The following is an 11397-nucleotide window of genomic DNA, read 5'->3' on the forward strand; positions in this document are numbered from 1 at the left end:
ACCTTCTCGCCTTCTATTCACAAACGAAATGCGGCCCCGCAAGGGACCGCATTGTGATTTTCCGAATTGTTGCCAATTGGCGTCTGAGGTCCGACGTCAGGCGTAGACGCCCACCTTGGACTGTGGATGTGCGGCAGCACAGAGCAGGTTGTACATGTAGCCGGCCACCGAGCGGAAGCAGACGATGTGGAACGTACCCGCGTCGTCCAGCCAGAAAGCGCCGGCGATCTGCGCAAACCGGGTGCGGCGGAACGTGCCGGCCTCGAACTGGCCGTCGTCCAGATCCACAGGCGCGACCTTGGCGATCACCTCGCGGGCCGCCTCGCCGCTGACCGCGAAACAGGCCCGCGCATCGGAGACGTTCACCGCCATATGGTGTTCACCCGCCAGATCCTCGCCCAGCTTGGCCACAACCGCATCGACGCGCTCATACTCTACCAGCAGCAACAGCTCGTCCGGCGACATCCAGGCCGCCGCACCCGCATCGCCAAAGACGATCCTGCGGGTATCCGGCACCGCGGCTCCGGTGGCGGCCTTGACCGCCGCCTGAACCTTGGCCGAGGCGAGATCGCCGCGCAGGGTGATCATGCCGCCCAGTCCGGTCTCTTCGACCTTGGCGAGACCGGCGAAGCTTGCGCCGCCCAGGGCGCTTACAGCGTTAGACATTCTGCTTTTCCCCGTCCTTGTCGTAAAAGATCGGCTCTACGATCTTGGCTTTGTAGATTTTGCCGTCGGTGCCGGGGAAGTCGAGGACCTCGCCCATGCGCTTGGGACCATGTTTCACCAGACCCATCGCGATACCGCGATCGACCGTGGCGGAGTAGTAGGTGGAGGTCACGCGACCAATGGTGTTCTTCTGACCATTGGCGTTGGTGCCATTGCCCACCGCATAGGCCCCATCCGGCAGCACGGAGCCGTCGACGGTTTCCAGACCCACCAGTTGCCAGCGATCCGGATCGGCCATGTGGCTGCGCGCTTGTGCACGTTTGCCCAGGTAGTCCTCTTTCTTCTTCGACAGCGCCCAATGCAGGCCGAGATCCTGCGGGATCACGGTGCCATCGGTCTCGTCGCCGATCATGATGAAGCCCTTCTCGGCGCGCAGGATGTGCAGGCATTCGGTGCCATAGGGCATGACGCCAAATTCCTTGCCCGCCTCGACCAGCGCGTTCCAGAACGCCTGACCTTCGGAGGCCGCGACCGCGATCTCGTAGGACAGCTCACCGGAGAAGGAGATGCGATAGGCGCGTGCCGTGAAGCCGCCGATCTCGCCGTCCTTCCACTCCATGAAGGCCAGCGCCTCTTTCGACAGATCCATACCGCCGCCCGCCTGCGCGTTCAGCTTTTCCAGCACCTTGCGGGCGTTGGGGCCGACCACGGCAACCTGTGCCAGTTGCTCGGTGGCGTTGGTGACATAGACTTTCCAGTCCCACCATTCGGTTTGCAGCCATTCCTCCATATGGGCGTGGATGCGATCCGCACCGCCTGTGGTGGTGTGGCAGAGCCAGGTGTCCTCGTCGATGCGCGCAACCACGCCATCGTCATCGAGAAAGCCGTTCTCGGAACACATCAGGCCATAGCGACATTTGCCGATCTTCAGCGTGCTCATCATGTTGGTGTAGAGCATGTCGAGGAACTTGCCCGCGTCCGGCCCTTTGACGATCAGCTTGCCGAGGGTGGAGGCATCCAAGAGACCAAGGTTGTCGCGGGTGTTCTTGACCTCGCGATTGACCGCATCATGGATGCTTTCGCCGGAGCGCAGATAGGCATAGGGGCGGCGCCAGTGGCCGACCGGCTCCCAATGGGCGCCGTTGCTGTCGTGCCAGTCGTATATCGGCGTCTTGCGCAGCGGCTGGAAGATGTCGCCCCGGGCCTCGCCACCGATCGCACCCATGGAAATCGGGTGATAGGGCGGACGGAAGGTGGTGGTGCCAACCTGCGGGATCTCCGCCCCCAGCGTGTCCGCAAGGATTGCCAGACCGTTGATATTGGAGAGTTTCCCCTGATCGGTCGCCATGCCAAGCGTGGTATAACGCTTGGTGTGCTCGACGCTCTCATAGCCCTCGCGTGCGGCCAGTTGCACGTCGGAGACCTTGACGTCGTTCTGATAGTCGAGCCAGGTCTTCATGCGCAGCTTGATGTCGGCCTTGGCAGGCATCAGCCAGACCGCTTCCATCGGCGCCTCGACCAGCTCGGAGGTAGCAACCTCGGCCGGCTTCGTTGCCGGACGGCCAGCGGCCTCAGCAGCACGCGCACCGGCGGCGGCCGCATCCTGCATCACCTCCGACAGCCCCAACGGACCGGAGGCACAGCCTGCCGTCACCACGAAAGGCTTGCCATCATGGCCGGTGGGGGCGCGCTCGGGGTCGGGGCGGAAATGCGCTTGGGCATCATCCCAGGTCAGCTTGCCGCCGCAATGGGACCACAGGTGCACCACCGGCGACCAGCCACCGGACATGGCAACTGCGTCGGCCTCGATCTCCTCGCGGGCACCGCCCTCGCCGTTCTGGGCGCAGATGGCAACCTTGGTGACGCGTTTGCCGTCCTTGACCTTGGCGATCGCCCGGCCACACTCAACGCGAATGCCAAGCGCGCGGACCTTGTCGGCCAGATCGCCGCCGCCGCTTTCGCGGGTGTCGAGCACGCGCACGACCTCGACGCCGGCCTCATGCAGGGAGATGGCGGTGCGGTAGGCGTCATCGTTGTTGGTGGCGACCACGACCTTCTGGCCCGGGGTCACGCCCCAGTTCACCACGTAGTCGCGCATGGAGGCCGCCAGCATCACGCCCGGCACGTCGTTGCCCGCAAAGGATAGCGGACGTTCGATGGCACCGGTTGCGGTCACGGTTTGCGTCGCGCGGATGCGCCACAGGCGGTGACGCGGGCCACCCTGACCCGGCGCGTGGTCGGTCAGACGCTCGTAGCCGAGGATATAGCCGTGGTCATAGACACCCGCGCCCATGGTCCGGGTGCGCAGAGTGACATTGTCCATCGCGTCCAGTTCAGCGACGGTCTTGGCCACCCAAGCGTCCGCCTCAAGGCCCTCGATGGTGCCGCCGTCGACCGGCGTGCGTCCACCCCAGTTGCATTTTTCCTCCAGAACCAGAACCTTGGCGCCGGATGCTGCAGCAGTTTTAGCCGCCTGCAGACCCGCAACACCGCCACCGATGACCAGCACGTCGCAGAAATAGTAGAAGTGCTCGTAGGTGTCGGCGTCCTTCAGCTCCTTGTCGGGCGCTTTGCCCAGACCTGCGGACTGGCGAATAAAAGGCTCATACACATGCTTCCAGAAGGGACGCGGGTGGATGAACATCTTGTAGTAAAAGCCAGCGGTCAGGAAGCGGGAGAAGAACTTCGAGTTCAACTCGCCCACGTCATATTCCAGACTTGGCCAGTGGTTCTGCGACTGGGCCGCGAGACCCGAGAACAGCTCAGTGGTGGTGGCGCGCTGGTTCGGCTCGAAGCGGTCGCCGACCCCGAGGCCCACCAGCGCATTCGGCTCTTCGGAGCCTGCGGCGACGAGGCCACGCGGACGGTGATACTTAAACGAGCGACCGACCAGCATCTGGTCATTGGCGAGAAGCGCAGAGGCAAGCGTGTCCCCGGCAAAACCCTTGAGCTTCTTGCCGTTGAAGGAGAACTCGATCTTTTTGGAGCGGTCGATCAGCCGACCCTGTTTGGCGAGACGCGTGCTCATAGTGCGACCCTTTCGCGGCAGGAGGTCTGGGAGCCTCCGGCGGAGGTATTTGGGAAAAGATGAAACATGGCGATCAACCTTCGAATTCGCGCCAGGTCCAGCCCGGACGTTTGGCGGAGATCTTGTCCTTGACCTCCTGCGGCGGCTCGGTGGTCTGAGCGCTGTAGGTGGCAAAGACCTCGAGCGTCTGGGTACAGCGGGCAGCGTGGAACCACTTGCCGCAGCCGTTGACGTGACGCCAGCGTTCCAGGTGCACCCCGCGCGGGTTTTCCTTCATGAACAGGTAGTCGTGGAACTCGTCATCCGAGGAGCCGGGGCCAAAGCGTTTCAGATGCGCTTCGCCACCGCCATGCAGTTCGGTTTCTTCGGCTTTGACGCCGCAATAGGGACATTCAAGGATCAGCATTGTGCGTGCTCCGTCGAAAGAGTTACAGCAGCGCCCTGCCCCGCAGAGATGGCGGGCAGTGTCGCGGGATGAGATGTTCGGGGAGCAGCCCAATGTGACGCGCCACCTGAGGTCAGCGCCGCAGCGAAAGTCACACGTGGGGCAAGACGCGTGTCGCAAACATGGGACACGCCACCATCAGAGGCGGCGTGCCCCTGATCGTCAATTGCCTTCGATGTCGCCTTCGATGGCCCCACCGCCGGGCAGCTCGATGCTGACATCGGGCTCATCCATCGGGTTTCCACCGCCAAGGACGAACCAGCCAAGCACGGCGAGTGCGACAACGACACCACCAAGGATGAAGGCAAGTGCGCCATTGCCGGAGCCGGACGAGTTCTGCGTTTGATCTGACATGTGTTTCTCCTGCGCGATATTGTGTTCGCGGCTTTAACGCCCGAACCCGCGCAGAAGTTCCCGGCAGCAAGCCAAGAAACACTTTCAGTCTGTGAACCAAGGCGCTGCATCAGTGCGCCACCCCGGCCGCGACGCTTTCGTCGATGAATTTGCCTTCCCTGAAGCGCGTCATGGAGAATTCCTCCGCGAGCGGGGAATGCCCGGTCGCCATCAACTCTGCCATCGCCCAACCGGAGCCGGGGATCGCCTTGAAGCCGCCCGTGCCCCAGCCCGCGTTGACAAAGCAGTTCTGGACCGGGGTCTTGGAAATCAGCGGTGAGCGATCGCCGGTCACATCCACGATACCACCCCATTGGCGCAGCATCTTCAGGCGGCTGACCATCGGGAAGGTCTCGACCAGCGCGCGTACGGTTTCCTCGATATGGTGGAATGAGCCGCGCTGGGTGTAGTTGTTGTAGCCGTCGGTGCCGCCGCCGATGACCATCTCGCCCTTGTCGGATTGCGACATGTAGCCGTGCACCGTGTTGGCCATCACGACCACATCCATGCAGGGTTTGATCGGCTCGGACACCAGCGCCTGCAGGGCCACGCTTTCCACCGGCAGACGGAAGCCCGCCATCTCGGACAGGACAGAGCAGTTGCCCGCCACCACCATGCCCAGCTTGTCGCAATCGATCGCACCCTTGCTGGTGTCGACGCCAACAACGCGACCGTTTTCGGTGCGCACATTGGTGACTTCGCATTGCTGGATGATGTCCATGCCCATGTCAGAGCAGGCCCGCGCATAGCCCCAGGCTACTGCGTCGTGACGGGCGGTGCCGCCACGCTCCTGCCACAGCCCACCCAGAACCGGATAGCGCGGCCCTTCGAGGTTGATGATCGGCACCAGCTCCTTGACCCGCGCCGGCGAAATCCACTCGGTCGGCACGCCCTGCAGTGCATTGGCGTGGGCGGTGCGCTTGTAGCCGCGCACCTCATGCTCGGTCTGGGCCAGCATGATCACACCGCGCGGCGAGAACATGATGTTGTAGTTGAAATCCTGGCTCAGGGTCTCATACAAGCTGCGCGATTTTTCATAGATCGCGGCAGAGGGATCCTGCAGATAGTTCGACCGGATGATCGTGGTGTTGCGACCGGTATTGCCGCCGCCAAGCCAGCCCTTCTCGATCACCGCAACATTGGTGATGCCGAAGTTCTTGCCCAGGTAGTAGGCGGTGGCCAGGCCATGGCCGCCGGCGCCCACGATGATCACATCATAGTGCCGTTTCGGCGCGGGCGAGCGCCAGGCCCGTTCCCACCCGGTGTGGTAGCGCAGACCTTCCCGCGCCACTGCAAAGGCTGAATAGCGTTTCATGAGCGAATCCAATGCTTCGTGTCTGGTCCCAGATATGACCGGGATCTGCTCCGCCCCCGCGCCGTTAATCGTCGCGTTTCGTCAGGTTTGCGACATCGCTCTCGTTGGAGTGTCGGAAGGAGCCCCGATGTATGGTCTCCATCGAAGCTGACACATATCTCAGAAGCGGGACAGCGCGTCGCACCGATAGGGCTTTTTTCCGCAGCCGTCCGCCTATACATGAGAGCAAACGGCGGAGAGACGATGATATTTTGGATTTTGACCGGGCTGGTGACACTGACGATGGCAGGCATGCTGGCGCTGGTGTTGCTGCGCAACAAGAACGGATCGGGGGAACCCGCCGCTGCTTATGATCTGCGCGTCTATCGCCAGCAGCTGAAGGATCTGGATCGCGACGTCGCCAGAGGCGTCGTCGGCGCCGAGGACGCGGATCGTCTGCGCACGGAAATCTCGCGCCGCATTCTGGCGGCCGATGCACAGGTTCAGGCCGCAGAGACCGGTCAGGACCAACCCAATGGCCCAAGCCGCATCGCTGCCGTCCTGATGGTGGCGGTGATCGCGCTTGGCACCGCTGGCCTCTATTGGTGGTACGGTGCGCCCGGCTATGGCGACTACGGCCTTGACCGTCGCATGGCGCTCGCTGAACAGCGCGCCCAAACACGCCCCAGCCAGTCCGAAGCAGAGGCCCGCCAGCCTGAGGCCCCAGCGGCCGAGATCGATCCAAACTATCGTCAGCTGGTGGTCGAACTGCGCAAAGCCACCGCGGATCGCCCCGATGATGCCCGCGGTCAGGCCCTTCTGGCGCAGCACGAGGCCCGGCTGGGGAACTTCACCGCCGCCTATGAGGCAAAGGCGCGCTATAACGCGCTGCAATCCGACGCCCCCGCCCCACAGGATCTGGTCGATCAGGCTGAGCTGCAGGTCATGGCCGCCGGTGGCTATGTCTCGCCCGAGACCGAAGAGCTGTTGTTGCAGGCTCTGTCCGAGACCCCGGAGGACGGGCGCGCGCGCTATTACTTCGGTCTTATGATGGGGCAGAACGGACGCCCGGATCGCGGCTATCAGATCTGGGCCGAGACGCTGAAACAAGGCCCCGCAGGCGCGCCGTGGATCCGCGCGATCCAAGCTCAGATCCCGGAGATGGCAGCGCTTGCCGGGGTCGACTACAGCCCGATCCCCCCCGGTGAAGCCACGGGCCCCGGCAACACCCCAGAACTGCCCGGCCCGAGTGCAGAGCAGATGGCAGCCATGCAGGATATGTCCGCCGAAGAGCGCCAGCAGATGATCGAAGGCATGGTCTCCGGCCTTGCGGCCCGTCTGGCCAGCGACGGCGGCAGCCCTCCGGAATGGGCCAGGTTGATCACCGCCCTCGGGGTACTGGGTCGGTTGGACCAGGCGCGTGAGATCTACGCCGAAGCAGAACAGCAATTTGCGGAAAATGATCCCGCTCTGGAGATCCTGAAATCCGCGATGGATCAGGTCGAGGCGAACCAATGATCCATGACGATTTTTCAGAGTTCGCCGCCGCCCTGCCGCCCCTGTCGGCGCTCGTGGGGCTGGATTTCGGCGAAAAAACCATCGGGGTTGCGGTCTCTGACCGGATTGGTGCGGTGGCGACGCCGCTGGAGACCATCCGGCGCAAGAAGTTCACCCTCGACAGCAACCGCCTGCTGGAGATCATCGCCGGGCGCGAGATCGGCGCCATCGTGCTGGGGCTGCCGCGCAACATGGATGGCTCCGAAGGGCCGCGCTGCCAGTCCACCCGTGCCTTTGCCCGCAATCTGTCACGGGTAACCGAGCTGCCGATCAGCTTCTGGGACGAGCGTCTGTCCACAGTGGCCGCGGAACGGGCCCTGCTGGAGGCGGATACGTCGCGCAAACGTCGCGCAGAGGTGATCGACCATGTGGCGGCCTCGTATATCCTGCAGGGAGCCCTGGACAGGCTGAGCCACATGAGAAACGGTTGACGCATGAATGACGACGTCTGGCAACGTGACGAGATCGAGAGCCCCTGCATCAAGCTGTGTGTGGTCCACCCGGACACGCGGCTGTGCACCGGTTGTGCGCGCTCCATCGACGAAATCACCCGCTGGTCAAAGCTGAGCCATCACGAACGCGCCGAGATCATCGCCGAGCTGCCCTCCCGATCTGCCGTCCCAAAGGGTCGCCGTGGCGGTCGGGCCGCGCGGATGAAGCGCGACTGACACAGGCTCGCTGCACACCCGGCAGTGACGGAACATCGACGTCACGAAACGAGCAGCTTGATCCAGATTCGCGCCGTTGCCCAGCGTGCGAACGCCCTTCTAACACCTTGAAAATCATGCGGAACATGTATTGACCCATTGTTTCGCGCGCGAAACAATGGGTCAACGTGGCTGACCTATCTGGCGAACGTCACGGATCTGTCAGCCAGCGGGTCTGCCAATCCGCCAGTTCCGGGCGAAAATAGGCGATCATGCGCCCCTCGCCCGCCGGCGCAGTCGCGTCGTGCCCCCAGGGCGCAACCCCGTGCAAACACAGACGGTGCATCAAATACGCGTCACCGGGCTGCGCATGCACGGTGACGCGCGGGCAAGTCTCGAAGACCTCACGCCTTGCGGCGGTATAGCTGTCGGTGACATCCACCGCGTGCCAGTCTTCGGGCGCAACGCCCGCAAAGGCGGCGGCAAAGGCCGCGCGCATGATCTCGTGGCTGCCCTCCCAGACCACCAAGGGTGCGGCGTCCGGGCTGGTGGCGTTCAGCGGCAGGCCCAGCACCCAGGCGTGCGGCTCCTCGACCCGACGATGGCGTGCCTCGCCGAACATCTTGACCCCATCCACATGCGCCGCATCCCGGTTGCGACGATAGCCAAAGGCCGCCGTGCTCTCGCCCTGTCGTGGTCGCGGATAGCCGGGGTAGATCACCGACAGCTGCGCACGGTGCAGCGCGCCCAGCGGGCAGATCTGACGGGTGATGAAGTCGATGGCGGGACCTTGCAGGGGTGGCCCGTCCGCCAGTTGTCCGGCGGGATCATTGGGCAGCGCATCAACGCCGATGAACCAGGTGCCCTCGCAATCAAGCCAGGCGGAATGCGCCGGATCTGCCACAGCGTCCTGCGCCAGCGCGCGGGCGTGCTCCGCCCAGGCCATCGTGCCCGCGTCTGCCGGGAACCGCAGCCAGCCCTTTGCCCGGTAGTGATCGAGCCCCATGGCTTTCACGCCGCCCGCGCCACAACAAGGCGCAGGGCCTGTTCAACAAGTTCCGGCCCCGCGCCTTTCTGACTGACCCCTTCTGAGAGGTGGCGCCGCCATTGCCGCGCGCCCGGACGGCCCGCAAACAGGCCCAGCATGTGACGGGTCACCTGATGCAAGCGGGCGCCCTTCTGCATCTCACGCTCGATATAGGGCAGCATCTGCTGCACCACCTCAACCGGATCGCTGGCCTCTCCACTGCCAAAGATCCTTGGATCAGCAGCGCAGAGCACATCCGCAGGTTGGTGATAGGCCGCCCGCCCGATCATCACCCCGTCCAGCCCGCGCGCCAGATGCGCCTCGGCCTCCGCCAGCGTCGCAATGCCACCGTTGATGGAGATATGCATGTCCGGAAACGCCGCCTTCATCCGATGCACCAGCTCATAATCCAACGGCGGCACGTCGCGGTTTTCCTTGGGCGAGAGCCCCTGCAGCCAGGCCTTGCGGGCGTGGATGGTGACTCGGGACACACCTGCAGCGCGGATCTGCTCCAGAAACCCCGGCAGGATCTCTTCCGGCATCTGATCGTCCACCCCGATGCGGCATTTCACCGTCACCTCGACATCCACCGCCTCGGCCATCGCGGCCATGCAATCAGCCACCAGTTCCGGCGACTGCATCAGCACCGCGCCAAAGGCACCGGATTGCACCCGGTCGCTGGGGCAGCCGCAGTTGAGGTTGATCTCGTCATAGCCCGCCTCGGCCCCCAGACGCGCCGCCTCGGCCAGCTCTGTCGGATCGGACCCGCCCAGCTGCAGCGCCACCGGATGTTCGCCGGGATCATGGTCCAACAGATGCAAGGCCCCGCCGCGCACCAAGGCCGGCGCGGTCACCATCTCGGTATAGAGCAGCGTCTCCTTCGACATCAGCCGATGCAGATAACGGCATTCTCGCGTGGTCCAATCCATCATAGGCGCCACCGACAACCGAGAAGACCGCCAAAGCCTTGATTTTCCTGCGACCTCATTGCTCATCGTAAGATTTCCTTGACCGTCAAACTAGCCGATTATTGGATATATTTGCATGTTCTGGCGTCTTCCCCCAACAATGTTGGGAATTTTTTGGGGAATGTTGGGGCTTGCCAGTCATTGAACGTATACGAGCCGATGGCTCGAAGGCCTATCTGGCACAATTTGACATTATACGAAAGGGAGAGCGCTACCGGGAGAACCGTACTTTCGACAAGAAACGACATGCCGAGCAATGGATAAAATCTAGATCCAAAGACATCAGAGAGCTTGTCGAGAACGGTCAGGGCCATGAACTCAAAATGAAGGGGCGAAGACTCTCGGACGCGATCAAAGTCTACCTCGACAACCACAAACGAGAGATGGGGACAACGAAACGCCAGGTACTGAATACGATCCTGAATAACTTCGACATAGCAGATCGGCACTGTAGCGACATCGGCAGTCAGGAGATTGTAGCCCTCGCCCAAGAACTCGCAAACGGCGGTCGATCCCCCGCCACGGTTCACATCTACCTATCGGCGCTCAGTTCAGTATTTGCGGTTGCGAAGGTTGCATGGGGGTTTGATCTGGACCGCTCCGCCACGGTTGATGCGATGACGGTGTGCAGCCGTCTTGGTATTACCGGCAGGTCGAAAGCCAGAGATCGGCGCCCGACGCGCGACGAATTAGACGCGATCCTGGAGTATTTCGAGACCAGCTACCTGAACCATGCGGGCTCTGCGCCCATGCACAAAATCACCCTCTTTGCGCTGTTCTCTACCCGCCGAGAGTCTGAGATTGCCCGCGCAAAACACACCGATCTCGATCCAGAAACCAGCCGCCTTTTCATCAAGGACATGAAGCACCCCGGCAAAAAAGTGGGCAATGATGTCTGGTGTGACCTCCCCGCCCCAGCGCTGCAGATCGCGCAATCCATGAGGCCATTCAGGAGCAAGGTAGAAAAGAAACGCGCTTTGATTTTCGGGACATCAAAGGACGTTATCTCCCGGCGCTGGACCGAGGCCTGCCGCATGCTCGGGATTGAAGATCTCGTCTTCCATGACCTGCGGCATGAGGGGATATCCAGGCTCTTTGAGATGGGAGAGACCATTCCCCAAGTCGCCGCAGTTTCAGGCCATCGATCATGGGCGTCCATGCAACGCTACACTCACCTTCAAACACGCGGCGATAGATACGAAGATTGGGAGTGGATCGTAAGAGTGACCAGGACCTAATCGGCTCTTCCGGCGCGCAGCTAAGGTCCGGTTTGAGCCGATTTCGTTGAAAAAGTCGTTTGGTTTTGTGCGTTGGGGATGGGTACGGCGCATATTTTGTTGGGCAGTCTGAGGCGATACCGCCTTGTTACGCT

General features: G+C 62.6%; 11 protein-coding genes. 4 read left to right on the top strand and 7 right to left on the bottom strand.

Annotated elements, in window-relative coordinates; all coding sequences use genetic code 11:
• Positions 1–96: 96 nt before the first annotated feature.
• The 5 genes from CLV89_RS19350 to CLV89_RS19370 form a co-directional block, all read right to left on the bottom strand.
• Entirely contained in the window at positions 97–666 is a 570-nt protein-coding gene (locus tag CLV89_RS19350) for a sarcosine oxidase subunit gamma (RefSeq protein WP_106165298.1), read from the bottom strand.
• Complete coding sequence (locus CLV89_RS19355; protein ID WP_106165299.1) at positions 659–3694, bottom strand: sarcosine oxidase subunit alpha family protein; 3036 nt, start codon at positions 3692–3694, stop codon at positions 659–661. Before CLV89_RS19355 ends, CLV89_RS19350 begins: the two co-directional genes overlap by 8 nt.
• A gap of 73 nt (positions 3695–3767) precedes the next feature.
• Positions 3768–4100 (bottom strand): sarcosine oxidase subunit delta, encoded by a 333-nt coding sequence (locus CLV89_RS19360; RefSeq protein ID WP_106165300.1) that lies wholly within the window; start codon positions 4098–4100, stop codon positions 3768–3770.
• A 201-nt stretch (positions 4101–4301) separates the two neighbouring features.
• Positions 4302–4493 (bottom strand): hypothetical protein, encoded by a 192-nt coding sequence (locus CLV89_RS19365; RefSeq protein WP_106165301.1) that lies wholly within the window; start codon positions 4491–4493, stop codon positions 4302–4304.
• Positions 4494–4602: 109 nt separating this feature from the next.
• Positions 4603–5847, bottom strand: a complete 1245-nt coding sequence (locus tag CLV89_RS19370; protein WP_106165313.1) for a sarcosine oxidase subunit beta family protein — start codon at positions 5845–5847, stop codon at positions 4603–4605.
• Between the two features lie 243 nt (positions 5848–6090).
• On the opposite strand from CLV89_RS19370, the gene ccmI reads away from it, so the two are divergent.
• From ccmI to CLV89_RS19385, 3 genes are read left to right on the top strand one after another with little or no spacing between them, the layout of a single operon-like run.
• Positions 6091–7344, top strand: a complete 1254-nt coding sequence (ccmI, locus tag CLV89_RS19375; protein ID WP_106165302.1) for a c-type cytochrome biogenesis protein CcmI — start codon at positions 6091–6093, stop codon at positions 7342–7344.
• Positions 7341–7814, top strand: coding sequence for a Holliday junction resolvase RuvX (gene ruvX, locus CLV89_RS19380; RefSeq protein WP_106165303.1), 474 nt, complete (start codon positions 7341–7343; stop codon positions 7812–7814). Before ccmI ends, ruvX begins: the two co-directional genes overlap by 4 nt.
• Positions 7815–7817: 3 nt before the next feature.
• Positions 7818–8051, top strand: coding sequence for a DUF1289 domain-containing protein (locus CLV89_RS19385; protein WP_106165304.1), 234 nt, complete (start codon positions 7818–7820; stop codon positions 8049–8051).
• Positions 8052–8241: 190 nt separating this feature from the next.
• Here CLV89_RS19385 and CLV89_RS19390 read toward each other — a convergent pair whose 3' ends face one another.
• Complete coding sequence (locus CLV89_RS19390) at positions 8242–9036, bottom strand: hypothetical protein (RefSeq protein WP_106165305.1); 795 nt, start codon at positions 9034–9036, stop codon at positions 8242–8244.
• 5 nt (positions 9037–9041) lie between these two features.
• Positions 9042–10052, bottom strand: coding sequence for a tRNA dihydrouridine(20/20a) synthase DusA (dusA, locus tag CLV89_RS19395; protein ID WP_106165306.1), 1011 nt, complete (start codon positions 10050–10052; stop codon positions 9042–9044).
• A gap of 104 nt (positions 10053–10156) precedes the next feature.
• Here dusA and CLV89_RS19400 point away from each other — a divergent pair, with 104 nt between their 5' ends.
• Entirely contained in the window at positions 10157–11263 is a 1107-nt protein-coding gene (locus CLV89_RS19400) for a site-specific integrase (protein ID WP_106165307.1), read from the top strand.
• Positions 11264–11397: the final 134 nt, after the last annotated feature.

This window comes from Tritonibacter scottomollicae, from assembly GCF_003003215.1.
Lineage (GTDB): Bacteria > Pseudomonadota > Alphaproteobacteria > Rhodobacterales > Rhodobacteraceae > Epibacterium > Epibacterium scottomollicae.